18 protein-coding genes are annotated in these 18,330 nt (G+C 41.2%); 5 read left to right on the top strand and 13 right to left on the bottom strand.

Going from position 1 to position 18,330, the window contains the following annotated elements:
- Positions 1–15: 15 nt before the first annotated feature.
- From BO48_RS05010 to BO48_RS04995, 4 genes are all read right to left on the bottom strand, one after another.
- A complete protein-coding gene (locus BO48_RS05010) occupies positions 16–969 on the bottom strand; it encodes a zinc-binding dehydrogenase (protein ID WP_496366316.1) in 954 nt (317 codons plus the stop codon).
- 127 nt (positions 970–1,096) lie between these two features.
- Positions 1,097–1,606, bottom strand: coding sequence for a thioredoxin domain-containing protein (locus BO48_RS05005; protein ID WP_496366315.1), 510 nt, complete (start codon positions 1,604–1,606; stop codon positions 1,097–1,099).
- 70 nt (positions 1,607–1,676) lie between these two features.
- On the bottom strand, positions 1,677–2,951 hold the full coding sequence (locus BO48_RS05000; RefSeq protein ID WP_496366314.1) for an aminotransferase class V-fold PLP-dependent enzyme: 1,275 nt from the start codon (positions 2,949–2,951) through the stop codon (positions 1,677–1,679).
- A 115-nt stretch (positions 2,952–3,066) separates the two neighbouring features.
- Positions 3,067–3,981, bottom strand: a complete 915-nt coding sequence (locus tag BO48_RS04995) for a LysR family transcriptional regulator (RefSeq protein WP_496366313.1) — start codon at positions 3,979–3,981, stop codon at positions 3,067–3,069.
- A 123-nt stretch (positions 3,982–4,104) separates the two neighbouring features.
- Here BO48_RS04995 and BO48_RS04990 point away from each other — a divergent pair, with 123 nt between their 5' ends.
- The 3 genes from BO48_RS04990 (at position 4,105) to BO48_RS04980 (ending at position 6,117) form a co-directional block, all read left to right on the top strand.
- Positions 4,105–5,325: a pyridoxal phosphate-dependent aminotransferase gene (locus BO48_RS04990; protein ID WP_496366312.1), complete on the top strand. Its 1,221-nt coding sequence runs from the start codon at positions 4,105–4,107 to the stop codon at positions 5,323–5,325.
- Positions 5,315–5,734, top strand: a complete 420-nt coding sequence (locus BO48_RS04985; RefSeq protein WP_496366311.1) for a RidA family protein — start codon at positions 5,315–5,317, stop codon at positions 5,732–5,734. The genes BO48_RS04990 and BO48_RS04985 overlap by 11 nt, the downstream gene beginning before the upstream one ends.
- Before the next feature lie 86 nt (positions 5,735–5,820).
- Positions 5,821–6,117 (top strand): iron-sulfur cluster repair di-iron protein, ric, encoded by a 297-nt coding sequence (locus BO48_RS04980; RefSeq protein WP_218118658.1) that lies wholly within the window; start codon positions 5,821–5,823, stop codon positions 6,115–6,117.
- Between the two features lie 96 nt (positions 6,118–6,213).
- Here the strand turns inward: BO48_RS04980 and BO48_RS04975 are convergent, their stop codons facing one another.
- Positions 6,214–7,011, bottom strand: coding sequence for a carbon-nitrogen family hydrolase (locus BO48_RS04975; protein ID WP_496366310.1), 798 nt, complete (start codon positions 7,009–7,011; stop codon positions 6,214–6,216).
- Positions 7,012–7,180: 169 nt separating this feature from the next.
- On the opposite strand from BO48_RS04975, the gene BO48_RS04970 reads away from it, so the two are divergent.
- A complete protein-coding gene (locus BO48_RS04970; protein ID WP_496366309.1) occupies positions 7,181–8,362 on the top strand; it encodes an RNA polymerase factor sigma-54 in 1,182 nt (393 codons plus the stop codon).
- 27 nt (positions 8,363–8,389) lie between these two features.
- Here BO48_RS04970 and dapA read toward each other — a convergent pair whose 3' ends face one another.
- The 8 genes from dapA to BO48_RS04930 all read right to left on the bottom strand — a co-directional run bounded on the left by dapA (position 8,390) and on the right by BO48_RS04930 (position 16,782).
- Positions 8,390–9,268 carry a 4-hydroxy-tetrahydrodipicolinate synthase gene (gene dapA / locus BO48_RS04965; RefSeq protein WP_496366308.1) on the bottom strand — a complete coding sequence of 293 codons (879 nt, stop codon included), beginning with the start codon at positions 9,266–9,268 and terminating at the stop codon, positions 8,390–8,392.
- A gap of 20 nt (positions 9,269–9,288) precedes the next feature.
- Entirely contained in the window at positions 9,289–10,608 is a 1,320-nt protein-coding gene (locus tag BO48_RS04960; RefSeq protein WP_496366307.1) for a TRAP transporter large permease, read from the bottom strand.
- Entirely contained in the window at positions 10,599–11,105 is a 507-nt protein-coding gene (locus BO48_RS04955; protein ID WP_496366306.1) for a TRAP transporter small permease subunit, read from the bottom strand. The genes BO48_RS04960 and BO48_RS04955 overlap by 10 nt, the downstream gene beginning before the upstream one ends.
- A 13-nt stretch (positions 11,106–11,118) precedes the next feature.
- Complete coding sequence (gene dctP, locus BO48_RS04950; protein WP_496366305.1) at positions 11,119–12,195, bottom strand: TRAP transporter substrate-binding protein DctP; 1,077 nt, start codon at positions 12,193–12,195, stop codon at positions 11,119–11,121.
- Positions 12,196–12,414: 219 nt separating this feature from the next.
- Positions 12,415–13,836 (bottom strand): Na+/H+ antiporter NhaC, encoded by a 1,422-nt coding sequence (nhaC, locus tag BO48_RS04945; RefSeq protein WP_496366304.1) that lies wholly within the window; start codon positions 13,834–13,836, stop codon positions 12,415–12,417.
- Between the two features lie 16 nt (positions 13,837–13,852).
- Complete coding sequence (locus BO48_RS04940) at positions 13,853–14,593, bottom strand: hypothetical protein (RefSeq protein WP_496366303.1); 741 nt, start codon at positions 14,591–14,593, stop codon at positions 13,853–13,855.
- A 12-nt stretch (positions 14,594–14,605) separates the two neighbouring features.
- The gene (locus BO48_RS04935; RefSeq protein WP_496366302.1) at positions 14,606–15,610 is read right to left on the bottom strand and encodes a proline racemase family protein; all 1,005 of its coding nucleotides are present in this window, start codon (positions 15,608–15,610) and stop codon (positions 14,606–14,608) included.
- Entirely contained in the window at positions 15,607–16,782 is a 1,176-nt protein-coding gene (locus tag BO48_RS04930; RefSeq protein WP_496366301.1) for an NAD(P)/FAD-dependent oxidoreductase, read from the bottom strand. The genes BO48_RS04935 and BO48_RS04930 overlap by 4 nt, the downstream gene beginning before the upstream one ends.
- Before the next feature lie 137 nt (positions 16,783–16,919).
- Between BO48_RS04930 and BO48_RS04925 the strand changes: the two genes are divergently transcribed.
- The gene (locus BO48_RS04925; protein WP_496366300.1) at positions 16,920–18,287 is read left to right on the top strand and encodes a sigma-54 interaction domain-containing protein; all 1,368 of its coding nucleotides are present in this window, start codon (positions 16,920–16,922) and stop codon (positions 18,285–18,287) included.
- The last annotated feature ends 43 nt before the right edge of the window (positions 18,288–18,330 follow it).

The following is an 18,330-nucleotide window of genomic DNA, read 5'->3' as shown; positions in this document are numbered from 1 at the left end:
TTTATTTATCAAAAACTATTCCTCCATGTTTGCAACAAGACGGCCGGTCACTTTGTTATCTTCAAGCATCTGGATGCCTTCCGGTATTTCATCGAAAGTAATCTCCGTGATTTTCGGACTGACTTTACCTTCAGCCATCAGCGCGTACATATCTTCTATATCCTCTTTCGTACCGCCGTTACTGCCGACGAGTGTCTCCTGCTTCGTTTTCATCGAAGTGACGTTGACTGTCGTTTCAAGTTTACCCATCCCGACAAGCACAACCTTACCTTGGAAAGCTACAGACTCAAGTGCTTCACGGGTTGTAATATCGAAACCTGCATAGTCAATGATTACTTGGGGTTCAAATTCTGCAATTTCCTTAACATTTTCATAGACGCCTGCAGCTCCAAGTTCCTTGGCGAGCTCTCTGGCTTGAGGGTTTGTGTCGATTGCATACACTTCAATATCCTGTCCAATTGCCGCTTCAAGTGCAATCTGTCCAAGACCGCCGATACCGATCATACCGACTTTCATTCCTTTTTTAATGCCGCCTTTGTTGAAAGCTGCATGGTAGGATGTCATGCCTGCGTCCGTTCCTGCTGCAGCAGCTGCAAATGACACACCGTCAGGAATTCTCACTAGGTCTTCAGCCGGTGCGAGTACTTTCGTGCCGAAACCTCCAACGTATGCATAACCCGGTGCAGTGCCGCTTGGCCTTGTCGGACATACAGCAACCTTATCGCCGACTTTATAATCTGTAACACCTTCGCCCACTTCACTGATGACACCTGCGACTTCGTGGCCCATAATGACAGGCAGTTCGCCGAGTAAAGCCTTCCAGCCCTCGTCTCTTAAAACCCCCACGTCCGAGTGGCAGAGCCCCGCAACTTTCATATCAATAACAACTTTTCCAGCTTCAGCCTTAGGATCTTCTTTTTCAACGAGCTCCAACGGTTTATTTGTATCAACAAATTGCCAACCTTTCATTGATACCCCTCCATATTATGTTATTTATTTCACATATTTATTACATCAATAAAACCAGTGGATAACCAATGTTTTGTTTATGCTCAAAATAAATAGGACACTGAAAATCAGTGTCCTATTTACGAAATTATAGACTCTCCAATTTTGTTTTGAACGCTTCTGCAATTTCCGAGTCTTCACCTTTAACAGGAAATTCAAACTTCTCTCCGTTAATGAATACTGTCGGTACAACTTTGACGCCGCGTTCGGCCGCTTCAGATAATATTTCCCTTGTACGGCTGCTCTGCCCTTCTTGTTCAACAAGATCCAATACTTCCAGTTTCATAAGCGTTTCTTCAAAACTGCCAGTCCATTCAGGTCTTGTTTCGAGCAGCTTCTTCATGTCTTTATATGCTTTTTCAGGCTCATCATAATTTAAATAAGTGGCTGCCACCGTACCTTTCAGCAATGCTCCATTCGTACGGTCCACATGTTTGATGACATGTTTGATCTTACCCGATTCGATATACGGTGCATAAATTTCATCGATGACTTTTATATAAGTCGAACAGAACGGACACCCTATATTGATATAGGATTCTATCGTCGTTTCAGCTTCATCCGAACCTAAAACCAAGTGTTTTACTTCATTTGACATAATCAATTCCTCCTCATTAATTCAAATTCTACCTATATACAAGGAATTATTGAAATTAAATGCTTGCCGTCTACATTTCATCGATCATTTTAGTCACTCTTAAAAACTCATCCACATCATCTGCATTATGAATATGAACGGGAGAGACTCTGACCAGTGATTTAAGACCCACGGCTTCCAAAATACGCTTTGAATAATGGCTCGATGCTTCTCTCGCAAACACCTGGATATTATTCTCTTTATATATTTCTACTGCTCTCTTGTTCGAAAGATTACTGAATGTCATCGCCAAAATCAGATCCTGATTGACCCCGTTTGCATCTTCAAAATGAATCGTCACATTGTTCAGTTCTTTCGTCCCTTTTATTGATTCAGAACCATTCAAAAGCTGGTTCAATATCGCCTGCTCCTGTAAGGTAATTCTTGTCATGCCTTCTTCAATCAAAGTTCTTCTGTCAGAACTTTCATTAAAATAAAAACCGATTTCACATATATAGTCGATGATTTTAGTAAACGACGCATAATGTGCCGGAGTCGCACTGCCGAGATCCCAATTCGTCTCATCAGTTGCAAGCAGTCTATGGTGCGGCAGACGGGCAAGCCTGTCCGATAACCAGGCAAAACCCACACCTCTTAATCCGAACATTTTATAAGGTGCGAGATTGATGCCGTCAACATGGCACCTGTCCAGATCAATCAATTCATGAGGCGCACCCTGTACAGCATCCACTATGATGATTGCTTCACTGTTTTTCTCATGAATCGCTTTTGTGTACTTTTCTAAATCATGCATGGCACCTGTGATATTCGATGTCAGTATTAAAGAGACAATCCTTGTATCATCATCAATATGTGACAGCAATTCCTCTAAAAATACACTGCCTGTACTGTGATCCGCTTCAGCCACTCTTAACTCATGGCCGTACTGCTGCGATGAAAATTCACATGCATCGTAAGAAGATGGATGTTCTATCGCAGTCGTCACGATATTGCCCTTTGGTAAATCCATCGCTGCCACTGTAATCATTTCAAAAATGATTTTTGAAGCGGTCAAAGAGATTGCGATTTCTCCACCTTCTGCGTTCAGCAGTAAACGGATATCCTCCTTGCCGTCAGTGATATCCTGATTGATCTTCTGGGCAATATCATAATCTCTGACAGGAGAATCCGGTATCATTGATATCTCTCCGTATTTTTCCAGTGTGGATTTTAACCTTAACGCACCACCCGCATTTTCAAAAAATATTCTTCTGTTTCCATTTATATCATCATTTAAATAATAGAACTGCGCTCTTAATTTATTCTGCAGCTCATCCGGGAAAAATTCGGTGTTTCTCTTCTTCATCATTCCATCCCCTAGCATTTTAATATTTATAATCTGCTCTTTATAAAAATTTTATCAATCTGTCCAAATATAGTAAAAGTCGGATATTAAATATTTATTATTAACAAAATTGATATTATAATTGAATTTCTAAATTGGTTCCCTCATCGTTCAACTGGATTTTATTTTCAGTCAAACTTTTGTAGTTCAATATATCTTTATGAATGTTTCCTGCATTTTCATTATTTTGATCATAGATCATATAACAGATTCTATACGGTTTATCCTGACTGAATCTAATGATTTGCAGATTACTTTCCTTAGTAAACTGCTTTGCCATCGAGACAGGAATGATTGCCCAATATTCCTCTGATTTTAAAAATTCATTAATCAGTATACCTGTGTGGGTTTCTACACCCAACGTTCCGCCGTATCCGAAATGCTTTTCATGCCATAAGGTAAATACGTGCCCCCAATTTATATACAGTTCTTTTGTTGTATCGAGAGAATCCAAAGTAACTGACGTTCTGCTCCCCAGCTTTCTATTTAAAACCAATACCAGTTCTTCTCTGAAAAACTCTTCTTTTATTATTGATTCAGACACTCTTTCCTGAAGAATAAAACCCATATCTACAGTATTATCTTCCACTAATGTATAAATTTCATTGGACTGGTGAGTTCTGAAAAAATAGCTGATTGATGGATGATCACCGACCATACTGCGAAATACATCGTTCAAGACAAAATTGTTGATACTATCCACTCCGGCAATAGAAATACTTTGATTATATTCTTTTTGTTTCAGCATTTTTGAATCAGTCATCAATTGCTCCCATTTCAAAGCAATCTTATAAAAATTTTCTCCTTCGTTAGTTAAGTTGATCGAAGTGATGCCTTTTGATCTTTCGATAAGTCTGACTTCAAGTTTTGTTTCCAGAGCTTTTATTCTCTGACTGATTGTAGACTGTGATATAAATAAATTTTTAGATGCTTTTGAGATATTTCCAGATCTGACGACAGCCAGAAAAGCTTCAATTTCAGATGTATTCATTCTACCTCTCCAAATAACGTGTTTTATAATAATTAATTCCATTATATCGTATTTTACATTATATAAACGGTAATGCTACTCTAGTTGTAATAACCACGAAATTATTATTAAGGAGCGTGTCACATGTCTTCAGTAGAGGATCTATTTGATAAACTGAATGCCGATTTAGCACCGGGACAGGAAAAGCGTTTGAATTTTGATGATATTGAACTTAAGGGGGGAAAACTGCCGGGTGAGCCTGTCGATTTTTCACACGGCGATGTGGATGCCTTTGAACCCGTGCCGGGCGCCCTCGAAAACTTCAACTACGGTTTCAAAGAGATCGGTGGGACTCAAGCCTACACGGTTTACCGCGGCCGTGAAGATATTCTGGAAGATGTCGCTGCAAAGCTGGCTGATTACTCTTCAACTTCAATTGACGCTGAAAATGAACTGATCATCACACCGGGCACCCAGGGCGCACTATTCCTTGCGGTCGGTGCGACAATCACCCGTGGGGACAAAGTCGCAATAATAGAACCGGATTATTATGCAAACAGAAAACTCGTTCATTTTTTCCAGGGAGAACTCTATCCTGTCCAGCTGGACTACCTGAACCAACAGGAAAAAGCAGGAATCAACCTTGAAGAACTGGAAAACAGTTTCAAAGACGGTGTATCGACTTTTATTTTCTCAAATCCGAATAATCCGAGCGGAGTCGTATACAGTAGAGAAGAGATCACGAAAATCGGCGAACTCGTTCGTGAATATGATGTGAATGTCATCGTCGATGAATTATATTCCAGACAGCTTTTTGACAACAAAACTTATACACACCTTGCAAGTCTGGATATCGTACCCAAAGAAAATATCGTGACAATCATCGGCCCTTCCAAAACAGAATCACTGAGCGGTTTCAGGCTGGGAGTCGCCTACGGTTCGAAAGCCATCATCGACAGGATGGAACAGCTGCAGGCCATCGTTTCACTGAGAGCTTCCGGCTACAGCCAGATTGTACTGAAGAACTGGTTCAGCGAGCCTGATGGCTGGATGGCAGAGCGAATCAAGGCGCATCAGGATATCAGAGATACCTTACTCACCTTGTTCAGGGATGCAGGCTTTGAAGTGAGAACAACCGAAGCAGGCAGTTATATATTCCCGAAAATCACAGATCTCTCCATCGATTGTGATAACTTCGTTAAAGTTTTAAAGAAACAGGCAAAAGTGACTGTCACTCCGGGCACGCAATTCGGCCCCCAGTTCACAGACTGCATCAGATTAAATTTTTCACAGGATAAGGAAAAAGCGGTTGATGCGGTGAAGAGAATCATTAAAGTTGCGGGGTATTATAAAAATGGAAAATAAAGTGACGCCAAACGGTAATTATAAACTGGCGACAAGATATGCAGACAAAGTCTATACATCAGGCATTACACCAAAAATTAACGGCCAGCTTGTGAAGACGGGCAAACTTGATAATCAGACAGATTTGAGTGAGTATGAATCAGTGACACAGCAGGCGATTAAAAATGCGATACAGGTCATCGACCAGGAAATATCCGACACGGAAGCAATAGACAGGATTATCATGATGACTGTCTATGTCAATGCATCTGAGGATTTTGAATCTCATTCCAAAATTGCAGATTTCGCTTCCGATTATCTGGTTGACCAGTTTGGAGAAACTATTATCGGGTCAAGGGCGGCGGTCGGTGTAAGCTCACTGCCGGACAACGCACCGCTGGAAATCTCTTTAATTGCAAATATTAAATAGAAAGTTGACCTGGGTCAATTTTTAAATTCCAATTCTCCTGTAATCTAAAGATAAGATAATTATCATATGGGAGAGGACGTAAATAAATGACAAATATAACTTTTAAAAATGTCGTGGCAGAGAATTTTCCAACGCTTAAAAAAATGACGCCTATCGTAGCACGGGTCCATGGAGCGGGACATCCGGAGCTCGCGGAAGTCAGAGATATCTTTCAGAACATAAACAAAAAAGTGCAGACTTCTGAAGCTCCGGATTTGAAAATGGATTTCGAACAGTTGAGAACCGTCACGGATAACTATGAAGTTCCTGCAGACGGCTGCGAGGCATATACTACAACTTATGAATTGCTGGAAGAAGCGGACAAGGTATATCATACTTCATAAAAAAATGACAGGATCCCCCCATATCCTGTCGTTTTCTTGATTCTATTAAATTGCCCCGACATCGTTTTCGCACCCTGTCGGGAGAGCGTCCGGATCCTACAAAAACTTATACATATCTCTTCTTCTGCTTTTAAAGATCGGGATATCTTCTCTGACCTGGGCAATGTAATCTAGGTCTATATTTGTTTCCACAACTTCCTCTTGATCTGCACTGCCCTGGCCAAGCACTTCACCGAATGGGTTGATGATGATACTGTTGCCTGCGAATGTCGTGCCGTTCGGCTGGGTGCCGAATGTGTTGGAGCCTACGATATAACACTGGTTTTCAATCGCTCTTGCCTTCAAAAGTGTCAGCCAGTGCTCCGTACGTTCTGCCGGCCATTCTGCAACGACAAAAATGACTTTCGCATCATCCAATGCAAGATCCCTGAACAGTTCCGGGAACCTGAGGTCATAGCATATGACGAGACCGGCCTTGTTGCCTAACAGTTCAAATGTGTCGGCAGATGCACCGCCGCCAGTTAAGTACTCCGGTTCATTAAGCATCGGCACCAGGTGGATTTTCGAGTACTCGTACACCAGTCCCCCGTTTTTATCCACTACAAAGGCCGTATTCAAAACATCGCTCCCTTTTTTGATATTCGGGACCGATCCTGCAACAATATTGACTTTATATTCTACAGCAAGCTTCGCCATCTCCTCTTTAACGCCGCCGAGGTTATGGAACGCCAACGCCTCAATATTTTCCAGATCATATCCACTGGTCCACATTTCAGGCAGGACGACTATGCTGTCCTCTTCCAATGTATGCTTCTGAAATAAGTGCTTTACTTTGTTCAAGTTCTTTTCATAATCGCCTTCCGTCACTTCAAACTGAAATATAACGGTCTTCATTTCATCATCTCCTGAATTTAATTCATGCAGCTCTTACTGAACATTCTCATTATACCAAACGTAATATGCATATCAAAACCGTACAACATATGCACTTTACATTTGACACCGCTTACAATCAAAGCTAAGATAATTGCAAATAAGTGAATGAAACAGGGAGGTGCCTTTATTGATATCATTGAATCTGACCGCCGAAACGAATATTTCATTGAATAACTATATACTCAATTCAATCAGTTTGTTCAAGTATACTCCTAAGGAACTCCACAAGTATGTCATCGATAAATGTAATGAAAATCCTTTGATATACATTAAAGACGACCATCCCCTCCCCGATCATTCAGCAGTCTATGCGGGCAGTGATGTTATTGACGAAATCATCGCACATTTCAATTACACTTTAAAAAACAATGATAAAAAAATAATGGATGTCATCATCGGCTCTCTGTCACCGAAAGGTTTTCTGGATGCATCTCCCGGTGAGATCGTATCAATCACAAATGCGCCGGCCTCCAGAGTAATGCAGTTAATAGATGAATTAAAAGACTATGATTCACAAGGCATCGGATGTACGGATGCGGTGGATTTTATAAAGTTCCAGCTGATGACCAATGATACATATAACGAAACTATGTTCAGCGCTTTTAAAGATAACTTACACAATATACAATCCGGGAGCCTTAAATTTCTGACTGCACTGGACATCGATCCCGATGACTTCAGTTCCTATATCGAAAATGAGATTAAACAATGCAGCATTTATCCATTGGACGGCGATGAGCAGATCGACATACTGCCCGAAGGTTCCATTTCAGTAAATCAAGGCAGACTGCAGATTCAAATTGAGGACTACCTGGCTCACGATATCGTCTTTGAACCGCTTTACCTCACCGGTAGTGAAACTGACTTTCCCGATCAGATCAAGGCCTACCGGGAAGAGTATTCAGAACTGGTCTCGATGCTGAAAGCACGTAAAGTGTATCTTTTAAAAATTTTGAATGTGATTTGTGATATTCAGAAAGACTACATGACCGGGGATGCTGATTACCTGAATTCACTGGATCAGAGCAGACTTGCAGAACTTACAGAACTTAGTCCGGCCACGGTCAGCCGTCTGATTTCAAATAAGTATATCTCAACACCACGGGGTATTCTGCCGATACAAAGTTTTTTATCCAAAGAATGCTGCAAAGGCTTCTCGGTCAGCCAGGTGAAGTACGTTATCGGAAACATTGATGGTTACGACACACTTTCCGATAATAAAATCTCAATGATGCTGAATGAACTCGGCATTAAAATATCAAGACGCACCGTCAATAAATATAAAAATCAGATGCTGAAGCATAATTAAAGACCGGCCGTACGGCCGGTCTTATTGTCAGTCCAACTTTTCCATCAGGCTTTTCAGTTTTTCGGTTTCTTCATCCGTCAGACCGAGTCTCGGCTTTCTTGAAGGTCCCCCGTTCAGGCCTTTGAGGTCCATCGCCTTCTTGACGATCTGGACATACTTGCCGGAATCCTCAAGGAACTCACAAAGAGGCAGAAGATCTTTATTCAGAGTTCTTGCTTCTTCATATTTGCCCTCTTTCATCAGTGCATAAAGTTTTGAAGCACTTTTTGGTGCGATGTTTGCGGCAACCGATACCCAGCCGGTCGCACCCACTGCAAATGATTCGTAAGCAAGGTCGTCCGATCCGCAGAACATAACAAGGTCCGAGTTTTCTACAAGCGTTCTGACCTTTCTGATATCGCCTGTCGATTCTTTGATGTATTGTACTTTATCCAGTTCTTTGTCGATTTTATAAATCGTTTCATTTTCAAGGTCCACATTGGCAGTGAATGGGTTGTTGTACATCATGATCGGTTTTGTCACGACATCATTCACATCTTTGAACTGGTGGAATGCTTCCTCTTCTGTCGGTGTCTGATAAAATGAGTTGATCAGAAGGTGGCCGTCCGCCCCTTTTTCTTCAACGAACTTCGCATACTCGATGATTTTGTCGGTTCTTTCATCTGCGATACCGACAAGCAGCTTAGTTTCACTGCCTTTCACCTGCTCACTCACCTGCGTGATGATTTTTTCTTTCTCCTCATCATCAAGAGATGCAAACTCTCCGGTACTTCCGACGATGATGATACCTGCGACTTTCAAGTCTAGATAATACTGTACGTTTTCTTTTAATCCTTCATAATTTACGCTGTAATCCTCATTCATCGGTGTGATTAATACTGGGTATACCCCTTCAAATTTGTTCATTTTAATTTCTCCTTTAATTTTTATTTATTCATTATTTCTGGTAACCATGTAGCTAAAATAGGGAATAATATAATTAAAGTAACCGCTATTAGTTGAATAATTATAAATGGTAGTGTAGCTTTATATATTTTCCCTATACTAACTTTGTTTCCAACTGCACTTTTTAAATAAAATATTGCAAATCCAAACGGTGGAGTTAAGAATGCCATCTGTAAGACAACCATGAATAGGATTGCCCACCATAAAGGATCAAAACCAGCCTCTACAATTATTGGAGTAATGATAGGAGAGACCAACATTATTAAAGCCATTGTTTCTAAAAACATACCTAAAATAACCACGAAAATAATTGCAAAGAATAAGACCCCCCACTCACCTCCCGGGGCGTTAGATGCTAGCTCTGAAACCATTTGGTTTCCTCCAATACCGGAAAACACTGCACTAAAAACTGCCGCTCCAATTAATATCCAAGCAACCATACCTGTCATTTTACCGGTTTCTTTAATAGCTTCTGTAGCTTTAATCCAACTTAATCTTTTAGTAACAACAGTGATTAGTATAGTCCCCACAACACCTACAGCAGCTCCCTCTGTTGGTGTTGCAATACCTGTAAATATTGAACCCAAAACAAAGAAAATCAGAAGCATAGGCAAGATTATAGCCTTTAAAGAACTGAATTTTTCTTTAACTGACACTCTCTCCTCTTTTAGTAAAGCCGGCGCATTATGGGGGTTTTTATAAGCCATGAACAATATATAAATAATAAATAAGCCTATCAAAAGTAAACCTGCACTGATGCCTCCGGCAAATAAACTAGACACGGACAGCCCCGTGATCGCTCCATAAACTACCATGTTTAAACTCGGAGGTATTAGTTGTCCCAAAGTCCCTCCGGCCATAACCGTACCCAGACTTAATTTTTCATCATATTTATATCGCATCATGTGTGGAAGTGCAATCAAACCAAGTCCAATAACTCCAGCTGCAACTACTCCAGAAATTGCTCCTATTATTGCTCCCACAATGATAACAGTTATAGCCAAACCACCTCGTAATGCACCTGACCATTTGTATACCGTATCAAATAGGTCAGAAATAATATTAGACTTCTCAAGTAACATGGACATAAATATAAATAAAGGAATAGCAATGAGCGTGTAGTTATTCATTATGTTCCAAGCACCACTTGTCAATAGAGCAGTACTGTCAAATCCCCAAAGTAACAAAGCAAAGATAACTCCTGTACCTGCAAGTGAGAAAGCTATTGGAACTCCCAAGAACAATAGTATTAAAAGTACTACAAACATCCATAGCGGGGCATAGTCAAATATTAATTCCATTGTTTCCCCTCCCTGCCGATTACCTTGTAAAGTTCAACCAAAGCTTGTAATAATAATAACAATCCAGCAAGAGGTATAAACCACTTAAACCACCATATTGGAGGGTTAAAGGATGTTTGGTGAGCAGATCGTTCTTGAATCATTGTCGATTCTAAAGATAGATCAATACCTTTCCACATCAATAACACAGCAATCACAATTATTAAACCAGTGATGAATACATTCAATACTTGAGCAGGTTTTCCCTTAATGTACTGTTGTATTATGTCAACTGAAATATGTCCTTTAGTTCTCAAGGTATCCGCGCCGCTAAGTAAAATCATAATACCGAATAAGAAAATTGTACTTTCAAATCCCCAGTCAGGATAATTTCCGAAAAACCTTCTCATTATGATGGTATAAAATACAATGAGGGTTAGAGGGATTATTAGATAATAAGCTAATTTTCCTGCAAACTCAGACATTAACTCTATTGCTTTAATGATTTTATTCATCATATCTCTTCCCACCTCACTCTGTATAACCGAGTTTTTCGGCTTCTTCTGCATAACCTAGTTCATTTAATACTTTTGCATATTCTTCTATGTACTCTTTACTTAATTCACTTTCCTCTTTTTGCTCTAACAAGTATTCAAATCCAATTTCTCTCATTTCCTCAACGTCTTCTTCTGGTAACTGAATAAATTCGATGTCAGGATTATTTCTCCACTCAGTCTCTTGTCTTTTACTTTCTACCCCATAAGCAATTGCGGATTCATATCTTACCTTGTCTCTCGCAACGTATACTGCTGCCTTTATTTCTTCAGGCAATTCCTCCCAGGCACTTTCATTAACAATTAATTCTTTATCAGTACTTGGACCAACGTGTATTGCAGGCTCTATTACATAATTGGTAACTTCATCCAGACCCATCTCACCATTGACTAAATAATCATTAAATTCTGCAGCATCAACTGTCCCTAACTGAAGACCTGTATATATTTCTGGAGCTGAAAGTGAGATTGACGATGCCCCTAATTTACTATAGAAGCTGGAAGCAACACCTGCTGATCGTATATTTTTACCTTCAAAATCCTCAATTCCCTCGATAGGAACTCTAGACATTAGCATTTCTTCCGGTGCATAGTCAAAAGCCCCAAGATTTGTGATTCCAAATTGTTCATATGCTTTGGTTGTAATTGGTTCCAACCTTTCCGATCTATAGAAATGCTCCTCAAAACCATTTAACGGATCGCCTGGTATTGTCCCCCCTGCTAAGTTGAACACTGGATCCTTTCCTGTCCAAAACCCTGTATATATAGCTGCCATTTCAACAACACCATTTTGTACCATTTCGAACGTATCATTATTTGGAAATAGTGTGTCAGCTCCGTATGGTTCAATAATTAGTTGTCCATTTGTTGTTTCCTCAACTGCCTCGACAAAAGGCTTAATAGTGCCATCATACCTTGACGTTCCTTCTATTTGATGAGTGACAATTCGCCATTCATAAACTTTTTTCTCCCCTTCTGGTACGGTCTGTACAGGAGCACAGCCTGCAATGATTATTACGATGATTAATGAACAACTTAAAAAGAATCTTTTCATACTTTTACCCCCTTGTTTAGTTTATTATTGAATCTTCTGACATCTCAACTATATTTCACTATGAGTGAAAAGTCAATAAAATTTTCACTCACAGTGAAATATAGCCGACTTCTTTGAAAGTCGGCTAAGCTATTAAATACTTATGAGAATCTGTATATTTTTTTATATTATCGACTGTAATCCTCATTCATCGGTGTGATTAATACTGGGTATACCCCTTCAAATTTGTTCTGCATGTTCTTTATCCCTCTCAATTTCATATTTGTCTTTCTTCATAATAAATAATCCTGCATAACTATAAATAATATTGATAATAATAACTAAAAATCCGTACCAGAAAAATGGCAGATATGCGAGTGTCGCCACGCCGAGTGTTGCAGCCATAAACACACCGCCGTCAGACCATGGCACCATCGGTGTTGTGACGGTGCCGCCCGCTTCTACGTTACGTGATAATAAAGTCCGGCTGACATTTTTACGATCATAGTTTTCTTCTGTGATTTTCGTCCCTGTCAGCAATGAAACGTATGCCGCACCGCCGAAGAATACACCGAAGAATGATGCAAGCATTGTAGTCACAGTCATATTACCTGTGTTAGTCGCCAATTTGGCAAACATATCTCCAATGACTCTGAAAGCACCGATTGACTGTAATAACCCGCCGACGCCAAGTGCCAGAATGATGAGTAATATCACTTCAAGCATAAAGGTAATACCGCCGCGGTCCAGCAGGGTATCGATAAATGAGATGCCTGTCGAGATGCCACTGCCGGAATACATGGTCTGAATCGCTTCTATAAAGCCGTAACCCTGGAAAAATGTGGCCCACAAACTGCCCAGCAATGCACCGAAAACTATTACAGGTACGGAAGGCATCTTTAAAGCCAGCAGTACAATGACAATAGCCGCCGGTATCAGCATTACCCAGGAAATATTGAACGTTTCTTCCAGACTGGTCATCGTCTCCTGTGCAATCGTCAAATCTCCGCTGCCGCTCTGCAGCGATGCACCGACAATCCAGTAAAGAATTGCAGCAATGACAAATGCCGGTATGGACACGAATGACATAGATTTAATATGTCTGAAAAGGTCAACTTTTGATAAGTACGCCGTCATTACCGTCGTGTCTGATAAAGGTGACATCTTATCACCAACATAACAACCGGAAATCACTGCACCTGCCACTAAATATACAGGCAGGCCAAAACTTTCACCGATTCCCATCATCGCAATGCCTGCTGTCCCCGCTGAACCGAATGAAGTACCTGTTGCCAGCGAAGTGATTGCACAGATGATCATTGCAGCCATTAGAAATATGCTCGGACTGATAATATTCAATCCATAGTAAATCATCGTCGGAACAACGCCGCCTGCAATCCATGAACCGATCAGTGCACCCACTGCGATTAAAATGAGCGTGGCGCCCATACCTTCATGGATACCTTTCAGCAAGCCTTTTTCCATTTCATGATAAGTATATTTCAAATAAACACCGAACCCAATAATGACAAACCATACGGTCAGAAGTGCCAGCTGAATCGGCAATTCCAAAATGACTATGAAACTGAACATTATTATTACAAATAAAACCAGGATCGCTATCAGCATCGGTACACTTGGTAATTTCCCCTTACTTTTCATATACTGTCCCCCATCTTCATTTAATTATAAAACCCTTTGAGTAAATATCTGAGCCTTCGATGTAAAACTGTGAATTGGATATCAGATAATGTTCGAATGAGTATTGGCCGCTGACGATTTCCACTTCTGCAGTATTCAATGCAATGATTTTTTCCTTCTTATAAATACAGTTCAAGACAGAAACCACTTCACTGACCGGATAGGCAAGAACCACCTTTTCTTCATTGACAGTGATATGTCCGTCGCCGTTCATCAGCACGAGATACCCCTTAAAAACCTTATAAGCATCTATATAGTTTTTTATCTCCGTAATATTTTCAATGGTCAGTTCAAAGTCCACCGCTTCAACCAATACATTCTTACCGTTTACAACATACACACCGTCCACACCTTCGACTTCATAAATCTTTTCAGTTCCAAGATTTTCATGCGTGTAAGTGTATGTATCTTCCTTTTCTTTAATTACATAACTGTCATCTTGGTTGATGGTGCCGCGTTCAAGCAGCGAACGTATGAAACTTTTCAACAGAATGTCTTTATTGTCCAAAACCGAGTTCGAATAAATTTCAACATCAATTACTGACTTCTCAGCCTTATATATAATCAGATTGACATACTTGCTGCCTCTCGGCTCATTCAGCAGCAGGTCAATATTATTAAACCCTTCCACACTGCCTGCGAGCTCATCTTTTTGTACGATTCTGAGCTGCTGGCCTTCCACATGGAGGTCATGGCTGTTGATCACTTTTCTTATCACCTGCCCACCTCCTTATATTTCGGGTATCAGCAGATACCCCTCATTGAGCGGATCATCCTCATTAAAATAAAAATCATGACGCCCCATGATCCATGCGGAACCTGTAAGAGAAATCCTGTTGTATGATATGCCTTCCTCTTCACGTGTACTGAGGAGACGCGCCTTGAACTGCGAACCGGTAATACTTTCATGGATGAACTCTTCATTCAGACCAAGCGCCCCTTCTTTATGCAGCGTCGAGACTTTTGCACATGTCCCCGTGCCGCACGGTGACCGGTCGATGCCGCCCGGCGGTACAATGACGGCATTTTTAGTGACATCTCCAGGCGTATAAATCTCCATATGCGTCAATTTATTGATGAACGGGAACTCCGGGTGCTGAATTTCATGCTGAGCGTTGATTGAATCCCGGATCTCCATCGCTGTCGCAACGATTTTTTCAGAATCACTGACGTCAAGCGCGAGGCCGAGGTCTTCCGCTTTAATGATGCCGTAAAAATTACCGCCGTATGCGATATCACATTTGATATTTTTCTTATCTTTGTAATCGACATGCACCGTTTTTAAATGAAAGGCATCCGTACTGACGAATGTCACTTCCTCAACTTTGCCGTCAGTCACTTTACATTTTGCTTCAACCACGCCGGCCGGAGTATCCAATACGACCGTCGTGTAAGGCTCAACCGTTTCCACATAGCCGAGTTCGACAAGAGCCGTGCATGTGCCTATGGTGTCATGCCCGCACATTGGCAGATAACCGCCGGTTTCTGCGAAAATTACGCTGAAATCCGCTTCATCCTTCAATGGCGGTAGCACAATCGTGCTGCTCATCACATCATGCCCTCTCGGCGGATAGACAAGGAATTTCCTGATATGATCATGATTTTCTTTCATATCCAGCATCTTTTCCTGTATCGTCTCCCCGTTCAGCTCCGGCATGCCTGTCAGCACTGTTCTGGTCGGGTTGCCGCCCGTATGTGTGTCAATCGTCAAAAATTGTCTCGTATTTATGTTCATACAGCCGCCTCCTTAAACCTCGATAAACTGAGCGGGGTGATGTCATCAATGAGTGAATCGGTGATCATTTCACTCATCCACTTGCCTGTAATGGCACAAAGTCCGATGCCGTCACCTTCGTGGCCTGCCGCAACATAATAATTTTTAATCCCGGTATCGGAGATGATTGGCAGATGGTCCGGCGTCCATGGCCTGAGCCCCGCATAGGACCGTATAATATTCAAATCCTTCATCTTTGGAAAATACTCTATCGCCCGTTCTGCAATAAGGCGGATGATACCTGCATCCACCTTCGTATCGAAACCGGTAAACTCCCGGCTGCTGCCCATAAGGAAGTTCTGGCTTTCAGTCGCTTCATGGACCAGTGCGATGCCGTAATCATTCATCGCCTTAGGAGCAATTCGTTCTTTGCCGAACTTCGTCATCAAATATCCGAACTCCTGAATTTTACGTGTGCCCATCAGTTCCGTACGGGATGCGACGAGTATGTGTCCTTTACGCGGATGGATCGGCAGATCAATCTCCAGCATTCTGCTGATTTCCGGTGCATATATGCCGCCGGCGTTAATCACTTTATTCGCCGTAAAGGTACTTCCACAGGAATATACTTTAAATGTTTCCGCATCCGTTTTTTTAATATCATCCACAGGTGAATGTTCATATAAGGTGAAGTCGTACTTCTTCGCTTCATTAATCAGCGAAAAGGTCAGCATATACGGATTGACGGTCGAATCATTCGTACATTCAAGACCCCCGGTCAGATGATCGGAAAAATATTTCGAATCATTTTTCAAATCTTCCTTTGTCAGTTTTTTAAAGAACCGGTCATCCCCGTTTGCTTCATTATGACGGTCGACCCAGACATATGCCTGTTCCAGTTCCTCATCATTTGCGCAAAGAAATATACTGCCCGGATGCCTGAACTCAAACGGTATTTCAAGTTCAGCGGATAACTCTTTAATCAGTGCCTGGCTTTTAATCGCCATCCGGCTGTCGAAGCCGGGCTCTTTATCTATCAGCAGGACATTGCCGTCGCACTTTGAAGTCGTTCCCGATGCGACTGTATTCTTTTCAATCAGTCCCACATTCAAACCTTTTTTCGACGAGTAGTAGGCAATGCTCGCGCCTATAATTCCACCGCCTATGATCATTACATCAAAGTGATTACTCAATAATCTCTCACCCTCCTCTCTTACTTACACATAAGAAATAAATGTGCCAGCTCTACTGCCCGGAATCATATTATTGTTTGTAATAAAGTGTAAAGAAAAATATAATGATTATATAAAAGTTTACAAAAGGAGATATTATGATTGAGAAAAAGTTAATTGAAATACTGATCAATTTTTATAATCACTCTTTTACGATTATCGACAAAAATGAGAAAGTCATCTATTGGAGCAAGCGTGCGTCAGAAATATTCAATTTGAAAAATGAAGAGGTAGTTGGAAAAGACATCAAAGATATTTTTTCGGAAGGTCAGCTGCTCATCCTCGATTCCCTCCGAAAAAATCAATCATTTGAAAAGAAGCGTCATCAGGCGACGCCGGATATTTATGTGGATATCAAAGCGGAACCGATCCATTATGATGGGAAAGTGCTCGGGGCCGTCGTTTCAGAAATCGATGTGACCGCTCAGATCAAAAGGGAAAAAGAACTGGAAGACCTTAAAAATAAAGTGAGCATTTTGAGTGACAACGTCAAACACCTGTATAATGATAATCATTTTAAAAATATCATTTACAAAAGTTCCATCATGGAGAATTTAAAAAATCAGGTTGAAAAAGCTGCAAAAACGAATGCCAATATTTTAATTACCGGTGAGACCGGTGTCGGCAAAGAACTGTTCGCCCAGGCCATCCATAATATAAACAAACCCGATGGTGACTTCATCCCGCTCAACTGCGCTGCCATCCCGAACGAGTTATTCGAGTCGGAATTGTTCGGTTATGACGGCGGTGCTTTTACCGGTGCGAACAAGGAAGGCAATCAGGGAAAGATTGAACTTGCGGAAAACGGGACTTTATTCCTCGATGAAATCGGAGAGATGCCGCTTGAGATGCAGGTCAAATTTTTACGCATTCTGCAGGAAAGAAAATACTTTAAATTGGGTGGGAAAAAGGAGCAGACGACAAACTTCAGGCTCGTTTCCGCTACGAATAAAGTCATTACCGAACTGCTGACATCGGATGATTTCCGTTCGGATCTGCTGTACCGGATCAATGTCATCAATATACATATCCCGCCCCTTCGCGAGCGTCCGGATGATATTGAATCATTGTTCTACTACTACCTGTTCCAGCTGTCAAAAAAGTATCAGACCGACCTGTTGTATGCCGACCAGCAGCTCCTCCGGCAGATCAGGCAGTACGAGTGGCCGGGCAATGCGCGGGAGCTCATCAACGTGGTTGAGCGACTCGTTATTTTCTCAAGCGGCAGCAGTCTCGACAATAATATCTTCCATCAATATTTGGAGGAAGTCGGACAAAGCCAGAACTTCAGCAATTATAATCTTCCGCCGAATGATCTGGAATTAAAGGATTACGTTGACCAGATAGAAGCCGATTATATCCGCCAGGTGATCGAATCCAATGACAACAACATCGAAAAATCCAGCCAGATTCTCGGCATCAGCCGCCCGACTCTGTATGCGAAGATTAAAAAATTCAATTTGTAATTGGCACAGTTATTTCTTATCTCAAGTTAGGATAATTATTTGG

The sequence above is a fragment of the Lacicoccus kunmingensis DSM 17847 genome, from assembly GCF_059568765.1.
Note: the sequence above shows the minus strand (reverse complement) of the source record. Positions and strands in the feature narration are given on the sequence as shown.

Bases quoted from the DNA above. Each gene is read 5' to 3' on its own strand.
- BO48_RS04960 (WP_496366307.1), bottom strand. From the start codon at position 10,608: ATGGAATTAATATTTGACTATGCCCCGCTATGGATGTTTGTAGTACTT.
- dapA (WP_496366308.1), bottom strand. From the start codon at position 9,268: ATGAACAAATTTGAAGGGGTATACCCAGTATTAATCACACCGATGAAT.
- BO48_RS04925 (WP_496366300.1), top strand. From the start codon at position 16,920: ATGATTGAGAAAAAGTTAATTGAAATACTGATCAATTTTTATAATCAC.
- BO48_RS04975 (WP_496366310.1), bottom strand. From the start codon at position 7,011: ATGAAGACCGTTATATTTCAGTTTGAAGTGACGGAAGGCGATTATGAA.
- nhaC (WP_496366304.1), bottom strand. From the start codon at position 13,836: ATGAAAAGTAAGGGGAAATTACCAAGTGTACCGATGCTGATAGCGATC.
- BO48_RS05005 (WP_496366315.1), bottom strand. From the start codon at position 1,606: ATGTCAAATGAAGTAAAACACTTGGTTTTAGGTTCGGATGAAGCTGAA.
- BO48_RS04935 (WP_496366302.1), bottom strand. From the start codon at position 15,610: ATGAACATAAATACGAGACAATTTTTGACGATTGACACACATACGGGC.
- BO48_RS05000 (WP_496366314.1), bottom strand. From the start codon at position 2,951: ATGAAGAAGAGAAACACCGAATTTTTCCCGGATGAGCTGCAGAATAAA.
- BO48_RS05010 (WP_496366316.1), bottom strand. From the start codon at position 969: ATGAAAGGTTGGCAATTTGTTGATACAAATAAACCGTTGGAGCTCGTT.
- BO48_RS04985 (WP_496366311.1), top strand. From the start codon at position 5,315: ATGGAAAATAAAGTGACGCCAAACGGTAATTATAAACTGGCGACAAGA.
- BO48_RS04990 (WP_496366312.1), top strand. From the start codon at position 4,105: ATGTCTTCAGTAGAGGATCTATTTGATAAACTGAATGCCGATTTAGCA.
- BO48_RS04980 (WP_218118658.1), top strand. From the start codon at position 5,821: ATGACAAATATAACTTTTAAAAATGTCGTGGCAGAGAATTTTCCAACG.
- BO48_RS04955 (WP_496366306.1), bottom strand. From the start codon at position 11,105: ATGATGAATAAAATCATTAAAGCAATAGAGTTAATGTCTGAGTTTGCA.
- BO48_RS04995 (WP_496366313.1), bottom strand. From the start codon at position 3,981: ATGAATACATCTGAAATTGAAGCTTTTCTGGCTGTCGTCAGATCTGGA.
- dctP (WP_496366305.1), bottom strand. From the start codon at position 12,195: ATGAAAAGATTCTTTTTAAGTTGTTCATTAATCATCGTAATAATCATT.